Raw genomic sequence first — 15,847 nt, forward strand, 5'->3', positions numbered from 1 at the left:
AGAGCCATCGAACACAATACGATCAATGACTGCAAGTGGCCGACTGCCGCCCGATGGGCGGTAGGCCGTAGCCGACCCGCTACTGACGCTCATCGCTGAAGTGCGGAAGTCCGCTTCCTGAAGAGCGGCGGACGGTGACAGTATGCCGATCATGTCAGACCCGGAGCGCTTCCGACATTCCTTCCGATGGCGCCGGAATGTTCGCGGCGATATTCGTCGATCAGTTCGCCGGCGTTCGGCAGCGCACGGGGCAGCCTTCCGACAAGCAGCGCCGCGTGCGCGCGCAAACCTTCCGCCTGTATCGATCGCAGACCTTCGGTGACATTTCCCGGGGATGCCTCGATTTAATAAAATGCGGTGTCAAATCGCTGAAAAAGAACGACGCCCGCGCCTGGAAATCGTGTAAATGCAGGTCGAGCAGCGCGGGGAAAGGTACTCACCCCCTGCGCAGACCGATCGCGAACTGCCGCATACTGAGCGCGACGCGACGCGCGTAGCCCTTGCTGCCGCCGCTGTAGCGCATTAATGCCAGATTCAGATCGCCTTGCGTCGCGTCGAGATAACCACGAAGGATCGAAGAGCCGATGCGCACGTTCTCGGCGGGGTCGGACAAATCCTTGTTCAGCGCGACCACCTGCGGATGGCCGGTCGGCAGAACCTGCATGAGGCCTTTCGCACCAGCCGCGCTGATCGCCTGACGGTCGAATCCCGATTCTGTCGCAATGATGGCGAGCAGGAGAACGGGCGCAATCGCATAACGGCTAGCTGCGCTCAGAACGGCTTGCGCAATCTGATCCGAGTCGTTACGCGTAACGTGGAACCGGCTGCGCAGCACCGATGCAATGTCGGCACATGAAGGAGTCGGATCTGGGCCGGCCGTGCCACTGACGGCAGCCAATGGACCGGAAGCCGGCGATGCGTCGGCCGCGTGTGCGGAATTGCCCGGCGAAAGCGCGACCGCAATGCACGCTATCACTGTAGTCACTGTCAACCTTAACGTTGTCGTTTCGCTCCGGCGCATCTTGCTTCATCGTCGTTCAACTGGTTCAAAGTCTATTTCGGTCGCCGTATCGACCGAAACAAAAGGCGAGCACGCAACGTAAACGCTGTATCAATCCGACGCACCATGACCTCGCCTTTACACAACTTTGATGTTTCGTGCTGCAGCCGTCCGGAGGGGCGCACTTCTGGCCAACGCCGCTAATAGGCGCCACCACTCATGCATCGCCGTTGTGATCGACTGCTCAACGATCGGGTCAGGTTCTTCCGCAGGGTCATGCCACACGGGCCACGGCGTGGCGCGGCAGTTGAAGCCGGTGCGACCAGGTCGCAAGCGTGCGTGCGGCAATCGCGGGCTTGCTCAGGATTGCGCTGTCGTAGCATTTGCCGTCGAACCTCATGAAGTCCGCGATACGGAAGCCTTGGCTGCGGTAAAACGCAAGCAGATGCATAGCGGGCTGTGGCGTGTCTAGCGCCAGTTCCGCATAACTCCGCGTCGCCGCCCAATGATCTGCAAAGGCCAGCAGCAGCGTCCCGATACCCCGCGTCTGCCATGCCGGATCCACGCCGAACTGTCGCATGCTGGCGATGTCTGCGTTCCGATACAGTTCGCACGGCGAATAGCGATCCGGCGCATGGAGCGTCATAGTGCCGATCAGACGTCCGTCACACACCGCGACATAGCAATCGCAGCGTGTCGCGCGTGCCCTGGTGACGGAGACTGGTTGATCTGTACAGGTGCAATTGAGCCCCATTGCACCGAGTCGGGCGAAAGCACGATGCAACATTGCGGTCAACTCATCGAATGAATCACGCGCTGGATCGAAGCGCCGCAGGACGAACGTCCCATGCCGCGACCAACATAAGCGACATCCACCGATTTCTTCGCTGCTGCGCCGTGCTTCACCATGACCACCTCCGACTCGCATCAAGCTGGCCCCAAGTGTAGGTTTTGCTGCGTATGCCTCGCAAGAAAAAATGCCGTAAAAAGCGCCGCTTACACCGGTCAAATCCGTCTTTCCTTCGCCGATGATCCGCTGGCCATCCGCCCAGAACTGCCCTACATTTGGGTGTGATTGCGTGCAGGCCGGTTGGGAGGACGTTTGCCAGCGTCGTCGGTCTGCGTTCGGCAGCGTCGATCTGGGTAATCACACCTGGATGCATGTCAGGTTGGGAGGAGACGTGAACACCTTCGACAACATCTGGCGTCGGATTGTTGGCAAGCCGCTGGACCCGCTCGATTCCCGGACCCGTCACGCCATCGCGGTCACGCCACTTCTGGCCTGGGTGGGGCTCGGTGCCGACGGCCTTTCATCGTCATGCTACGGGCCGGAAGAAGCTTTTCTGGCGCTCGGCCAGCACACCTCACTTGCATTGTTCCTCGCGCTGGCCACCGCCGCGACGGTCTTCATCATTGCACTCGGGTACAACCAGGTCATCCAGCTGTTTCCTACGGGGGGCGGCGGCTACCGGGTGGCGACCGCCTTGCTCGGCCCACACCCTGGCCTGGTTTCCGGCGCCGCGCTGCTGGTCGACTATGTACTGACCATTGCGACGTCGCTGGCGAGCGGCGCCGACGCGTTTTTCAGCTTGCTGCCGGTGGGCGCGCAGGCTTTCAAGCTCACGACCGAACTCACGCTGATCGTCCTGATGACGGGCCTCAACTTCCGTGGGATGCGCGAATCGATCATAGTGCTGCTGCCGATCTTCCTCGGCTTTGTCGCGCTGCATCTTGGCCTCATCGTGTACGGCGTGGCGGTGCATAGCGATCATCTGGCCGGCGTCGTTCCGGGCGCCGTCGGTGAAGCGCGCAGCATGTCGAATGTAGTCGGCCCGGTGGTGGTCGCGGCCCTGCTGATGCGCGCGTTCTCACTCGGCGGCGGCACGTACACGGGCCTCGAAGCCGTGTCGAACAACGTCAACATGCTGGCCGAGCCACGCGTGCCGAACGGCAGGACGACGATGTTCTATATGTCCACCTCGCTGGCCTTCACGGCAGGCGGCATCATCCTGCTGTACATGCTGTGGCATGCCCAGGCGGTGGAAGGCCAGACGCTCAATGCGGTGGTGTTCGGCAGCGTCATCGATCATCTCGGGCTCGGCTCCGCGTTTGCACGGCATGCGCTACTCGCCGCCGTGCTGGCCTTCGAGGCAGGGCTGCTGCTGGTCGGCGCGCAAACGGGCTTCCTCGACGGGCCTGCCGTGCTGTCGAACATGGCGTCCGACTCATGGGTGCCGCGCCATTTCCGCGACCTGTCCACCCGGCTTGTCAGACAGAACGGCATCGTCGTGATGGGTATCGCCAGCCTCGCGATCCTGCTCTGGACGCGCGGTGACGTTTCCATCCTGGTGGTGCTGTACAGCATCAACGTTTTCCTGACCTTCAGCCTTTCCCTGCTGGGCTTGTGCATTTACTGGTGGCGCCATCGGCGTGACGGGGAAAACTGGCTGACGCACTTCGCGCTATCCGCGCTAGGGCTATCGGTCACCAGCACCGTGCTGGTCATTACGCTGATCGAGAAGTTTACGGCGGGCGGCTGGCTGACGGTACTGGTGACCGGCGCAGTGGTCACGCTATGCATCGTCATCAAGCGGCACTACGGCGAAACCCGCGCCCTGATTGCCAGGGAGGACGCCCTCTTCACCGGCGCTGCGCCCGATCCCGGCGAGGCGGCCGCGTTGCTCAAAACGGACGCGTCGCAGCCGACCGCTGTCCTGCTCGTCGGCAGGCATCGCGGCGCCAGCATGCATGCGCTGTTGTGGGTGAACAGGCTGTTTCCAGACCACTTCAGGAACGTGATCTTTCTCGCGGTCGGCGAAGTGGACGCGCAAAGCTATGAAGGCTCCGAGCACCTGGAGCGTTTGCGGCAAACGATTACGGCGTCTCTCGAGTATTACGTCGCGCACTGCCGCCGGCATGGCATCGCCGCCGAATACCGGATCGCGTTCGGCACCGACCCTGTCGAAGAGTTCCTCAAGCTGGCGGAAGCCTCGATGGAGCAATTTCCGAACAGCGTCTGCTTCGCGAGCAAGCTGATTTTCAAGCGGGTGAATGTCCTGACTGCGTGGCTGCACAATCACACGCCGGTCGAGATCCAGACGCGCCTGCACCAGCAGGGCAAACAGATGGTGCTGCTGCCGATGAACGTCGGATGATTCAGTGAACCATCGTCACCGGCGTGACCGTCCGCCACGACAGCGCCGCGAGCATGGCCAGGCGCCGGAAGAAGCCCATGTGGCTGGCGTCGATCACCATGACGTCGGGCCGGGTCGTGGTTGCGTAGTCGGCGATCGCTTTCGTGCGGTGGCCGAAGACCCGTTTCCAGTGGTACGGCACGCCGGCTTCCTCGAGAATCCTGCGCGCGTCGACCATCGCCTTCAGCATTGCCTGCTCTTCCCGACGCACCAGTGAGCTTCGGGTGTGGAAGGCTGCCGCGCGCCCCTGGTCGACGGGTTCGAGGACTTCCAGCAATGCGACCTCGGCGACGCAACGCTCCAGAAACATAAATGTCGCGAAACGTGCCGCCTCGACCCGCTGAGCAGCTTGCGGGAGAACGGAGTGATCGACATGGCAATATTGAGCATCATTCGACGCTGGCACTATCGCGATAATGTCTCGCTACGCGGGATCGCCAAACGGCTTGGCGTTTCCAGCAACACGGTCAGGCGCTATATACGTGCCGGCACCGTAGTGCCCAGCTACCCGGAGGTAGCACAGCCCGAGTTCGTCATCGATGAAGTAGAAGTAGTAGTGCAGACACTTGCCCGTCTCGGGGCGCAGGTAGGTCTTGCCGCTGCCTTTGTCGTGCCACGGCTTGTAGCTCGGGCAGGCCTCCATCGCCGAGATGACGTGCACCAGCCCGGGTGCATCGCCACGCCCCTGCAGCACGCGTGCCACCAGATCTTCCTTGCGGATGTGGCTCTTGTTGACGTGCTCAATCTCGATGCCGGCGGCAGCGCAGACCTCTTGCGCGCGCACACGGATGCGTTCGCGCAGCGGTTCGGCGAACCTGGCGTAGTCGAATAGGCGAATGCCGTTGGCGTTCAGAAAACTCGTCATGCCCGCTGCGTAGCACGCGCCGGGCAGCGTGCCCGTGATCAGGATTCGGTCAAAGCACGACAGCACGCCGTACAGATTCGCCGCGTAACGCTCAATCAGATCGGCCTTCATGGCTCACTTCGTCATCGGATGGCTACGCAACACATCGTATTACCTGTTTGGTTCCGGCTCGTCCGGCTTAGGTAGATTCGCGTACCGGATGTTGCAGACGCTTTGTCCTGATCCCGCGCAGACGCCGTACTCACTCCCGCTGGGGCGTCAGTGACGCTACCAAGCGGGACAACTGTTCGAACTCTGGCGGCGACACTTACCACCAGTTCCAGGATGTAGAACGTTCGTCGACCCGTGGTGCCACTCGCGATTCCTTTTTCATTTTCATTGACCGCTGTCGCGGCCGAGCCGGGCCCTACATCCTGACTTAACGATTGGTTCGTCGCCAGCGAGAAAGACGGTCGCGCTCTGGCGCTTCATATGCGAGACAGAACTGTGAGCGGAGGCGCCGAGTCCTGAGCGGACGTCCTTAACGTTCTCAGTGCAACTCCCGACGTGTGTCGACCTGCAGCACAACAGCAGAACACTAGCTGTTCAGATCGACCCCGCGCGTTTCCGGTGCGAAAAATGTCGCAACGAACGTGATGCCCGCCAGAACCATGACATACAGCGCGATCGGCCAATAGGCACCGTGTGACCAGCCAATCAGAGCAGCGGCAATGAACGGGGCTACGCCTCCCGACGCGACGGCGGCGAATTCCTTGCTCACAGCAACACCTGTATACCGGAATCGCGCGCTGAACAACTCCGGAAAGTACGCTCCCTGGATACCGTACATCCCGAAAACGCCAACGCCTATCGCCAGAGCCATACTTACGATGATCAACAACGGATCCCTTGTCTCGAACAGCCAGAAGGCGGGAAAGGCCCAGGCACAGGTGAACAGCGCCGCAAGCCGGTACATCAAGCGACGTCCAAACCGATCCGACAACCAGCCCATCAGCGGAATCGTCACAATCGCCAAGCCTGCTGCAACCGTAATCCCGAGCGTTCCAATCGACTTGTCAACGAGCAGTATCTTCGTGAGATAACTGAGGGCGAACACCTGGTACAGATAGGATGAACCATTCTCCCCAACGCGTAGCCCGAATGCGACGAGCAGTGTTCGAGGCGACTCGGAAAGCAAGTCCCTCACCGGACGTTCGCTTACCTGGCCAGATCGGCGGATTTCCTGGAACACGGGACTCTCTTTCACCCGCATCCGGATAATGATGCCGGCGAACACCACCAGAGCACTAAACAGGAAGGGAATCCGCCAGCCGTACGACATGAACTCATCCTTCGGCAAGCGTTGTACAAGCGTGAACATCGCACCGGCAAGCAATATTCCAAGAATACAACCGGCGAATGGCAGGGCTGCATAGAAACCTCGCCGGGCTGGCGGCGCAAACTCCGACACAATCAGTGAAGCGCCCGCCTGCTCCGCTCCCGCGCCGAACCCCTGAAGCAGCCGTAGTGCCACAAGCAGCACGGTTGACCATACGCCCGCTGTTGCATACGTCGGCAACAATCCGATAAAAAACGTTGATCCGCCCATCAGCAGAACCGTAGCAACAAGTACGACTTTCCGTCCCAGTTTGTCGCCCAGCCATCCGAAGAATAACCCTCCAAAGGGACGTGCGAAGAAGCCCGCCGCATACGCGCCAAAGATGGCCAGGAGCCCGGCCGCCTTGCTTAGCCCAGGGAAAAACAGGTCAGCAAAAATCAAGGCAGATGCCGTTCCGTAAATGCTGAAGTCGTACCACTCCATTGCACTGCCGGCCGTGCTCGCCGCAATCACACGGCGAAGATCCGCCATACCGGTTGTCTGCGTTGCATGCGGGCTGGCAGCCACCAGGCCAATAGTGTCAGTTTTCATCAAGCCGTCTCCTCTACGATTTTTCTCTCAACATTCAAGCCCGCGTTGGCTCACCCAATTGCATGCGGCGTGGGCCGTGAGTACGACAGCACGCAATCGATGTGCGGAATTCCGAGGTGCCCGCACAAAGCTTCGATCACCAGTTCATGGTCTCTAACGTGATCCAGTCCGGATACCGACATGGCCCCCACGACACCCGCGTTGGCCACGCGAAGAGGTACACCCCCGCCGAATAGCGTGTAGTCCTGCCCGGACAACCCGCGCGATGAAAGCGACCACCCCTCGTGCCCGAACATCAGGCCTACCTCCAGAGAACTCCTCCCGAAGTGGAAGACAGTATTCTCCTTGCGGCGAATCCATTGACCGTTGTCTGCACAGCTTCCTTCCAGCGCGCAATAGAAGAGCGCATTGCGCGGATGAACCACACTCACCGCGACAGGAAGACCGCGACGGGAAGCGATATTCACAACGATCTCTCCAAGCTTGCGCGCGATTTCAGCGTTGAAAGCGGGCAACATTGTTCGCATCGCTTGTTGATCGAACGTCTCGTCCTTCAAACTCAAGACTCTATTCGGCATCTCACCCTCCCACCGCTTCATCTAGTCCGCAGCCATTTCCAGTTCATTGGGCGACGCCTGCCCGCACCTCCAGGAAGGCTTTCATTCGTTGCACGGCGAGTTCCGGTCTGATCAACACGCCACATGCGTCCGCCTTCCGGAACACTTCGGCGAAATGCAGCACCGACCGCGCCGACTCCATACCACCAGCCATCGAGAAATGGTCCTGGTGTCCGTTCAGCCATGCGAGGAAGACAACCCCCGCCTTGTAGTACTGCGTCGGCGAGCAAAAGATTTCACGCGAGAGCGCCACCGTGGACCGCATCGTGTTGTGGTAGCCCGCAATGTCATTTCTGGCCAACTGGTCCAGCGCTTTCGCCGCGACCGGGGCGATCGGGTCGAAAATGCCCAGCAAGGCGTGCGAGATGCCGGTGCTGTCGCCGGCAATCAGATCGCCGTAGTTGTAGTCGTCTCCGGTATACATCCGTACGCCATCCGGCAATTGCGCCCGAAGCTCGCGCTCGTATTCGGCATTTAGCAATGAAATCTTGATGCCTTCGATCTTGCCCGCGTGAAGGCGGATGATGTCGAGCACAGTTGCCATCGCGGCGCGGACGTCGCTGCTTCCCCAGTATCCGGCGAGTGAAGCGTCGAATGCTTCGCCAAGCCAGTGAAGCACGACCTTGTTGCGACTCTCGGCCAGTACAGCGTCGTACACGTCTTTGTAGTCATCAGGCGATCGGGCTGCGGCGCACAGTGCGCGACTCGCCATCATGATGGCACGCCCACCTGCGGCCTCCACGACTTCAAATTGCTCCTTGTATGCCTGAATCACCCCTGACAGGCTGTGCCGTTGTCGGTCGTCCAGATGGTCGGTACCCGCACCGCAGGCGAGGTCCGCTCCTGGGATAGTTCGTGCGTGCGAGATGCTTCGGCGAATGAGTTCGGAGGCCGCCTTCCAGCCCAGACCCATACCTCTTTGTGCGGTGTCCATGGCTTCGGCGACCTTGAAACCGAGGCCGTACAGATAGGTCCGAAACGCGAGCGTCCTGTCCCAATCGATCGCCGGCGCCCCCGACCACGGCTCATAGCCGAGCGCGGGATCAACAACGATATGAGCAGCGGCGTACGCCACGCGATTGAACTCGTATTTTGACTTCGGCGTGACATTCTCCTCCAGGGTGTCCAACGTATAGGGAGTCAATTCGCCACTACGGGTTGGCAGTTGGATTTTCATGGCTATCTCTCAGAAAGCGGTCGATGTCGGAATCGTGTTCGCGCCTCGTTCGGCACGCACTGCGTTTGGCGTCTGGATGCGGCCAAGAATATGATCGGCTGCCTTCTCCGCAATCATGATCGTCGGTGCATTGGTATTGCATGACGGAATGAGTGGCATCACGGAGGCATCGACGATGCGAAGTCCGTCAAGGCCAATCACGCGCAGGTCCGACGTCACGACGCTATGCTCGTCTTCGGGGCGCCCGATCCGGCACGTACCGACCGGATGGTGATCGGTCTTCGCATTGGCACACGCGTAGTCAAACAACTCGTCGTCCGTGTTGACGGTCGAGCCGGGCAAGACTTCCGTCTGTACAAAACGCTTCAAGGCCGGCTGATTCATTAATTCGCGGGCAAGGCGTAAGCCTTTGAGCGCTGCATCGCGGTCTTGCGGCTCCGACCAGTAGTTCGGGTCGATCAGCGGCGCTGTCGCAGGATCGGCACTTGCCAGACGTACGCTGCCGCGCGATTTAGGCCGAAGGTATGCAGTATTCAAGGTGACGCCGCCATGGCGAAGCTTCGCCATGCCCGCTTCGATTCCTGAACCCAGGCCGAGATGAAACTGGATGTCGGGCGATCGGGCGTGTGTCGCATCAATCCCGTCCGCGTACCAGAATCCACCCGTCTCGAACAGGCTCGAAGCAACCGGGCCCTTCTTCAGAAGCAGGTATTGGATGCCTGCCCACGCAGCATGCTGGAGTTTGTTGTACTTGTCGTAAGTGTGATCGCCCGTACATTCAGCGATGACAAACAGGTCGAGATGGTCCTGCAGGTTGGAGCCGACGCCCGGCATGTCATGCACGACACGTACACCCGTTGACCTCAAATGATCAGCCGGGCCGATGCCTGATTGCATCAGCAGCTTGGGGGATCCAATGGCCCCGGAAGACACAATTACCTCGCGCCTCGCGCGCACAACAACTGGCGTGCGGTCGGTTCCACTGACCAGTTCTACCCCGACTGCGCGCCCTCCTTCGACGATCACGCGCAGCGCCTGTGACTGTAATCCGACAGTGAGGTTAGGCCGCCCGCGGATCGGGTCGAGGAACCCGACGGATGCCGATGAGCGCCGCGCGTTGAACTGCGTCAGCTGATAGTAGCCGAGACCCTCCTGTTCATCGCCGTTGAAGTCGGCGTTAAAAGGCATGCCCATCTCCTGACCCGCCTGGAAGAATGCTTCGCAGATCGGCAGAGGACTGATCGGGTTCGACACGCCTAGCGGACCACCGTAGGCATGGTATTCATTTGCGAAGCGCTGATTGTTCTCCGATCGTTTGAAATAAGGCAGTACATCGCGGTAATTCCAGCCCGTTGCACCACCCATGCTCTCCCACTCGTCGTAGTCCGCTGGTGCGCCGCGCGTATAGATCTGGGCGTTGATCGACGAGCCGCCACCGATGACTTTCGCTTGAGTGAACCGCAAGACACGGTCCTTCAGATGCCTTTGAGGCACGGTATGCCAGCCCCATGAACCGATGCCTTTGGTCATCTTCGCAAAACCAGCGGGCATGTGGAAAAGCGGGTTCCGGTCGCCGCCGCCAGCCTCAAGCAGCAAAACCGTCACGGAAGGATCGGCGCTCAGGCGATTCGCCAGCACGCAACCGGCCGATCCTCCGCCCGTAATGATGTAGTCGTAGCTATCGGTCTTCATGCTGCTCACCTTCAAAAGGCAGAAATCGAGAGGCCACCGTCAACCTGGAGCACGCTGCCTGTGGCGAACTGCAACGCGCCGCCCGCAAGCTGGCCGACCGCCTTCGCGACATCGCCAGCCTCGCCCCAACGGTTCATGGGAACGAGCCCCTCCTTGAAACGCGCCTCATACTTCTGCGCAACCACTTCGGTCATTGGCGTCCGGATAACTCCAGGCCGCACCTCGAACACCGGGATGCCTGCACGAGCAAGGCGAAGTGCGAACAGCTTGGTCATCATCGGCAATGCTGACTTCGAAAGGCAATACTCTGCCCTCTCAGGGGACGCCATCGTGGCTGATACCGACGAGACCGTGATAATCGCGCGGGGGCGATCTGACTCGGCGCTCAACATCTGGCGAGCAACCGCCTGAGTCATGAAGAAGGTCCCGCGCAGATTCACTCCAAGCACGGTGTCGAACGCCTCGGGGCCCACATCCAGCAGATCACCGCGAGCGGGCGAGCCGATTCCCGCGTTGTTCACCAGGCAATCCAGATTGCCGCACCACGCCAGCACACCTTCGAGCACTCGCGTGTGGGACGCCACGTCCTGTATATTCGCCTGGACAAAGAGAGACCGCCGTCCCTGGTCCTCGATCGCCCGTAGCGTCAGAACTGTCTCTTCGTCATCGACCACGTCCGTAATGGCCACGTCGTAGCCGCGCGAGGCCAACTCGACAGCGATCGCGCGCCCGATTCCGCGGCGCCCACCCGTGACGAGCGCTGCGAGAGGTTGCTTTGCATCATCAGGCATGTCGGCCTCCGTCAATAGCGTGGTCTCCGCTAGCCGTGCGGCTGCGCGTCAGCTCCGAACGAAGGTGTTCTCCGACCCGTAGAGCCTGGGCTGCTACTGTCAGTGCCGGATTGACGGCAGCAGACGAGGGAAAAAAGCTCGCATCAACGACGTACAGGTTCTGGTGGTCATAAGCCTTGCAGAACGGATCGAGTGGCGCGGACCCAGCCTCACTGCCAAACCGGACCGTCCCACACTGATGGGACGGCGTGTCCTCCCCAAAGCGTCTGCTGACCACCAGCGGATAGCCCGCGTCCTTGAGCAGACGCTTCGCTTTCTGAACGAAGCGTTCATGAGGTTTGAGATTGGTGCGATTCCACGTCAGCTGGATCTCACCGGACGGCGTTAGCTCTACGCGACTATCTGCGCTCGGCAAGTCTTCCGACATCGCGTAAAGATCGACACTGTGACGGCTGATGTATTCCAGAACCTTCCTCGGCACATACGGAAGCGCGCCACGAAGCATGGGTTCACGGATCTTCCCCAGCATTTGCAGATTGCCCAGCGGCCACCGGTCGTGCACACCGCCAAAGTAAAAGTCGTTGACCGAAAGCGTCTTCGGAAAACGGGTGTCGTTGACCGTCCTCGGGTCGATTGCCAGAATCGCGGTGCAGTTATGGTTCATGTAGTACCGCCCGACTGCTCCGGACGTGTTCGCAAGCCCTTTCGGAAATTTGTCGTTAGCCGAGGCGAGTAACAGAACGGCGCTATTGATCGCCCCTGCCGACAGCACAAACGTGTCCCCAGTGATGGTAAGCGGACCATCCCGCGTCTCAACCTCGACACCCGAAATCTTTCGCCCTGTCGGGTCGGTCACAAGTCGTGTCGCGCGTGCGCCCGTCAGCAGGGACACGCCTCCCTTTTTCAGCGCGGGGCGCAACAGGCAAATCTCGGCGTCTCCTTTCGCGTCAATGCGGCAAGGAAAAGCGTCACATGTGCCACAGCGCACGCACGTGCCGCCGTCGCCAAAATTGACCGAAGCCGGCATAAAGAACGGATGCAGGCCCTGCTCTCGAAGCTTCTCCCGGAGCCTGCCGATCACAGGTTCGTCAGGTATCGGTCCATGACGATAATTGACGGATCTCGGAGGCTCGGCAGGATCCTGACCAGCGGACCCTCTCACGCCGAAGAGCTCCTCGGCCAGGTCGTAGTATTTTTCGAGGTCCCGGTACGCGATGGGCCACGCGGGCGACACGCCTTCCTCATGGGCGAGTTCTTCGAAGTCGGCTTCACGCAGCCGGAACATGGCGGTACCGAAGAACTTCGTATGTCCGCCGACAAAGTAGTACTGGCCAGGACGATAGCGCTCGCCAGCGCCGTTGAGCCACGTGTCGCGCGTGCGATACCGGAGCTGGCCGAATACGGCTTCCGCGTCCCAGTTCTGCAATTCGCGGGGAAGATTGTCGCCCCGCTCGATCACAACGACACTGGCACCCGTACCCGCCAGCTGCAGGGCAATCGCGCTGCCGCCGACGCCCGAACCAACGATGACGACATCGGCATGCATCACGCTATCCTTTCTTCCGTTTGCGCATCGAAGAGGACCAGCTTCGACAGATCGACCCGCAGGTTGCAGTGCTCGCCCGGGCTATGCGGAATGTCGGCGCCAAGCCGGGCCGCGATTTCGACCCCGCCCATTTCAAGCGCCGCCAGCGTGTCTGGTCCCGTGGGCTCCATGACCAGCACCTTTACCGCTACCTCGCGTACCGCATCCGGGACCCGCGAGGATTCCACACCGATCGCTTCTGGGCGAAGGCCGGCAATCACCTTCTTGCCCGCGTATCGCGCGACCGCGGCGGGCTGGGCCGGCAGATCAAGGCTAACCGCTGCACTGCCCTCGCCCATCGTCAGAACGAGTGTGTCGTTCCGGGTTGTGAGCACGGCCGGAATGAGGTTCATCGACGGCGAGCCCATAAATGTTGCGACAAAGGTATTGGCCGGCGTACTGTAGATCTCCGCTGGCGTGCCGAACTGCTGGATCACGCCCCCCTTCATCACCGCAATCCGGGTCGCAAGTGTCATCGCTTCGATCTGGTCGTGAGTCACGTACACGATCGTTGCGCCGAGCCGTTGATGCAGTTTCTTGATTTCGGTGCGCATGTCAACGCGCAGTTTTGCATCAAGATTGGACAGCGGCTCGTCGAACAGGAAGATTTTTGGATCCCGCACCAGTGCCCGCCCCATGGCGACACGCTGCCGTTGACCGCCCGAGAGCTGGCCCGGGCGGCGCTTGATCAGATGCTCGATCTGAAGCAGCCTTGCAGCGTCCGCGACGGCCTTATCCCGCTCGACTTTCGAGACTTTGCGCATCTCGAGACCAAAGCTGATGTTCTGGCCGACCGTCATGTTCGGATACAGCGCATAGCTCTGAAAGACCATCGCGATATCCCGCTCGCTGGGATGCAGGTCGTTGACCCGGTCGCTGTCGATCCGGATCTCTCCACCGGAGATAGTGTCAAGTCCCGCGATCAGCGACAGCAGGGTCGATTTTCCGCAACCGGACGGCCCGACAAGAACAAGGAAATCGCCATCCGTCACATCGATGTTGATGTTCTTCAGGATTTCCGTCGGGCCGTAGGCCTTGCGGACATTTGAAATATGCAGAGAAGCCATTTCCTTACCCCTTTACCGAACCGGCCATCATGCCGCGCACGAAATAGCGGCCGCCGATCACATAGACCACAAGAGTGGGCAGCGCGGTAATTACCGCGGCTGCCATCTGAACGTTGTATTCACGCACGCCCGTCGACGTATTCACGATGTTGTTCAGTGCGACCGTAATAGGCGCCGTGCTGCCCGTCGTGAACGAAGCACCAAAGAGAAAGTCGTTCCAGATATTGGTGAACTGCCAGATGACTGTAACGGTGATGATGGCGCCGGAACACGGCAACAGGATGCGCAGGAATATCCTGAAAAAGCGCGCTCCATCGATCATCGCGGCCTTCACCAGTTCATCGGGAAACGCGACATAGAAGTTACGGAAGTACAGCGTCGTAAAGCACAGACCGTAGACAATGTGCACGAAGACAAGACCCGTAATGGACTGTGCGAGCCCGATTTTCCCGAGGAAGGCGGCCATTGGAATGAGCACGATCTGGAACGGGATGAAGCATCCGAACAGTACGAGTCCAAACAGGATGTTGTCGCCCTTGAATCTCCATTTGGTCAGCACGTACCCGTTGAGCGCACCAAGGAAGGTGGAAATCGCAACGGCGGATATGACCATCCGCGTCGAGTTCCAGAAAAACCCCTTCACGCCGGAACAATCGAGACCAACGCACGCTTCCCCCCAGGCTTTGATCCATGGCTCCAGTGTCCACGCATGCGGCAACGCGAGAATGTTTCCGCTGTACACCTCCGGAAGAGGTTTGAACGACGTGAGCATCATTACCGCGAGCGGGATCAGATAGACGACGGCGAAAACCGCCAGCAGTCCATAGATCACGATCCTAGATACGTAGTTATGCTTACCCATCACCATTTGCGGCGAGTCCCAGCCTTTTTTCAACATGACGATCTCCTGTGTCGATCGGAGTTAGCGCTTCAGCGCTTACTCCGATCCCATGCACCAGCTGGATTAATGCGAGCCGCTGCCGCTGCGCGGACGAAGCTCCGAATAGAGATACGGGACCATGATCGCCGCGACCGTGCACAGCATCATCACCGCACTCGCCGCCCCCATACCCAGTTCGTTTCGCGTGAAGGTGAACGAATACATGAACGTCGAGGGCAATTCCGTCGAATAGCCAGGACCGGCGCCAGTCAAGGCCACCACCAGTTCATAGCTCTTGACCGCGAGGTGAACGAGGATGACAAATGCGGAAACGAAGGCCGGACGCAGTTGCGGAATGATGATGCGTCGATAAATTGCCGGCATTCTTGCTCCATCGATCGAAGCAGCCTTGACCATATCCTGATCGATACCCCGCAGGCCTGCGAGGAACATCGTCATGACGAAGCCGGACGCCTGCCACACCGCAGCGATGACGACGGTGTAAATTGCCATTCGATCATCGATGATCCAGTCGAACCTGAAACTGGTCCAACCCCAGTCGTGGAAAAGCTTTGTCAGCCCGAGACCAGGATTCAGTATCCATTTCCAGGCTGTGCCCGTTACGATGAAGGAGATCGCCATGGGATAAAGGAAGATCGCACGCAGCCCGCCTTCCGCCCTGATGCGCTGATCCAGAAGGATGGCGAGGCCCAGCCCGATCCCCATGCACAGGACGACATACAGCGATGCATAGATTCCCAGGTTGGCGACCGCAACGTGCCAGCGCGGATGTGCCCAGACGCGCCCATACTGCATCAGGCCGCCCCAGTGCAGATTGGCAAAGGCGCGTGAGCGCGTAAACGACAGGACAGTGGTCCAGACGATAAAACCGTAGACGAAGATCAGCGTCGTAATCAGCGTGGGCGACAACACAAGCTTTGGCAATATCTGCTCGAACCGGTTTCGCAGGCTTGACCGGCGTTTGTCGTGAAGATGGGATTCGTCCACAGTGCCTCGCGATGAGGCATGGGCGGTCCGGTGTGTAGTGTGCATAGCAACCACCTCTACTT

At 59.9% G+C, this 15,847-nt stretch carries 13 protein-coding genes and 1 pseudogene; 2 read left to right on the forward strand and 12 right to left on the reverse strand.

The window, feature by feature from the left end; translation table 11 throughout:
* Window positions 1-436 precede the first annotated feature (436 nt).
* The gene (locus B0G77_RS27290; RefSeq protein WP_243751232.1) at window positions 437-985 is read right to left on the reverse strand and encodes a transglycosylase SLT domain-containing protein; all 549 of its coding nucleotides are present in this window, start codon (window positions 983-985) and stop codon (window positions 437-439) included.
* 289 nt (window positions 986-1,274) lie between these two features.
* On the reverse strand, window positions 1,275-1,646 hold the full coding sequence (locus B0G77_RS45610; RefSeq protein ID WP_347814190.1) for a GNAT family N-acetyltransferase: 372 nt from the start codon (window positions 1,644-1,646) through the stop codon (window positions 1,275-1,277).
* Between the two features lie 511 nt (window positions 1,647-2,157).
* Between B0G77_RS45610 and B0G77_RS27300 the strand changes: the two genes are divergently transcribed.
* Entirely contained in the window at window positions 2,158-4,155 is a 1,998-nt protein-coding gene (locus tag B0G77_RS27300) for an APC family permease (RefSeq protein ID WP_133665100.1), read from the forward strand.
* A 1-nt stretch (window position 4,156) separates the two neighbouring features.
* Here B0G77_RS27300 and B0G77_RS27305 read toward each other — a convergent pair whose 3' ends face one another.
* A complete protein-coding gene (locus tag B0G77_RS27305; RefSeq protein WP_166656285.1) occupies window positions 4,157-4,504 on the reverse strand; it encodes a universal stress protein in 348 nt (115 codons plus the stop codon).
* Between the two features lie 63 nt (window positions 4,505-4,567).
* On the opposite strand from B0G77_RS27305, the pseudogene B0G77_RS27310 reads away from it, so the two are divergent.
* Window positions 4,568-4,708: pseudogene (locus B0G77_RS27310) on the forward strand (HTH domain-containing protein); the annotation flags it as partial.
* Between the two features lie 928 nt (window positions 4,709-5,636).
* Here B0G77_RS27310 and B0G77_RS27315 read toward each other — a convergent pair.
* The 9 genes from B0G77_RS27315 to B0G77_RS27355 all read right to left on the reverse strand — a co-directional run bounded on the left by B0G77_RS27315 (window position 5,637) and on the right by B0G77_RS27355 (window position 15,746).
* The gene (locus B0G77_RS27315) at window positions 5,637-6,968 is read right to left on the reverse strand and encodes an MFS transporter (protein WP_133665102.1); all 1,332 of its coding nucleotides are present in this window, start codon (window positions 6,966-6,968) and stop codon (window positions 5,637-5,639) included.
* Window positions 6,969-7,018: 50 nt separating this feature from the next.
* The gene (locus B0G77_RS27320) at window positions 7,019-7,531 is read right to left on the reverse strand and encodes a heme-degrading domain-containing protein (RefSeq protein ID WP_279571356.1); all 513 of its coding nucleotides are present in this window, start codon (window positions 7,529-7,531) and stop codon (window positions 7,019-7,021) included.
* Window positions 7,532-7,589: 58 nt separating this feature from the next.
* Window positions 7,590-8,768 carry a dihydrodipicolinate synthase family protein gene (locus B0G77_RS27325; RefSeq protein ID WP_243751399.1) on the reverse strand — a complete coding sequence of 393 codons (1,179 nt, stop codon included), beginning with the start codon at window positions 8,766-8,768 and terminating at the stop codon, window positions 7,590-7,592.
* Window positions 8,769-8,771: 3 nt separating this feature from the next.
* Window positions 8,772-10,454, reverse strand: coding sequence for a GMC family oxidoreductase N-terminal domain-containing protein (locus B0G77_RS27330; protein ID WP_133665104.1), 1,683 nt, complete (start codon window positions 10,452-10,454; stop codon window positions 8,772-8,774).
* A gap of 11 nt (window positions 10,455-10,465) precedes the next feature.
* The gene (locus B0G77_RS27335) at window positions 10,466-11,245 is read right to left on the reverse strand and encodes a 3-ketoacyl-ACP reductase (RefSeq protein WP_133665105.1); all 780 of its coding nucleotides are present in this window, start codon (window positions 11,243-11,245) and stop codon (window positions 10,466-10,468) included.
* Complete coding sequence (locus B0G77_RS27340; RefSeq protein ID WP_133665106.1) at window positions 11,238-12,791, reverse strand: GMC family oxidoreductase; 1,554 nt, start codon at window positions 12,789-12,791, stop codon at window positions 11,238-11,240. The genes B0G77_RS27335 and B0G77_RS27340 overlap by 8 nt, the downstream gene beginning before the upstream one ends.
* On the reverse strand, window positions 12,791-13,897 hold the full coding sequence (ugpC, locus tag B0G77_RS27345) for a sn-glycerol-3-phosphate ABC transporter ATP-binding protein UgpC (protein WP_133665107.1): 1,107 nt from the start codon (window positions 13,895-13,897) through the stop codon (window positions 12,791-12,793). The genes B0G77_RS27340 and ugpC overlap by 1 nt, the downstream gene beginning before the upstream one ends.
* Window positions 13,898-13,901: 4 nt before the next feature.
* The gene (locus tag B0G77_RS27350) at window positions 13,902-14,765 is read right to left on the reverse strand and encodes a carbohydrate ABC transporter permease (protein ID WP_166656351.1); all 864 of its coding nucleotides are present in this window, start codon (window positions 14,763-14,765) and stop codon (window positions 13,902-13,904) included.
* Between the two features lie 96 nt (window positions 14,766-14,861).
* Complete coding sequence (locus B0G77_RS27355) at window positions 14,862-15,746, reverse strand: sugar ABC transporter permease (protein ID WP_347814208.1); 885 nt, start codon at window positions 15,744-15,746, stop codon at window positions 14,862-14,864.
* Window positions 15,747-15,847 lie beyond the last annotated feature (101 nt).

This window comes from Paraburkholderia sp. BL10I2N1 (assembly GCF_004361815.1).
Classification (GTDB): Bacteria; Pseudomonadota; Gammaproteobacteria; order Burkholderiales; family Burkholderiaceae; genus Paraburkholderia.

Bases quoted from the DNA above. Each gene is read 5' to 3' on its own strand.
- B0G77_RS45610 (WP_347814190.1), bottom strand. From the start codon at position 1,646: ATGACGCTCCATGCGCCGGATCGCTATTCGCCGTGCGAACTGTATCGG.
- B0G77_RS27300 (WP_133665100.1), top strand. From the start codon at position 2,158: ATGCATGTCAGGTTGGGAGGAGACGTGAACACCTTCGACAACATCTGG.
- B0G77_RS27305 (WP_166656285.1), bottom strand. From the start codon at position 4,504: ATGTTTCTGGAGCGTTGCGTCGCCGAGGTCGCATTGCTGGAAGTCCTC.
- B0G77_RS27315 (WP_133665102.1), bottom strand. From the start codon at position 6,968: ATGAAAACTGACACTATTGGCCTGGTGGCTGCCAGCCCGCATGCAACG.
- B0G77_RS27330 (WP_133665104.1), bottom strand. From the start codon at position 10,454: ATGAAGACCGATAGCTACGACTACATCATTACGGGCGGAGGATCGGCC.
- B0G77_RS27335 (WP_133665105.1), bottom strand. From the start codon at position 11,245: ATGCCTGATGATGCAAAGCAACCTCTCGCAGCGCTCGTCACGGGTGGG.
- B0G77_RS27340 (WP_133665106.1), bottom strand. From the start codon at position 12,791: ATGCATGCCGATGTCGTCATCGTTGGTTCGGGCGTCGGCGGCAGCGCG.
- ugpC (WP_133665107.1), bottom strand. From the start codon at position 13,897: ATGGCTTCTCTGCATATTTCAAATGTCCGCAAGGCCTACGGCCCGACG.
- B0G77_RS27350 (WP_166656351.1), bottom strand. From the start codon at position 14,765: ATGGTGATGGGTAAGCATAACTACGTATCTAGGATCGTGATCTATGGA.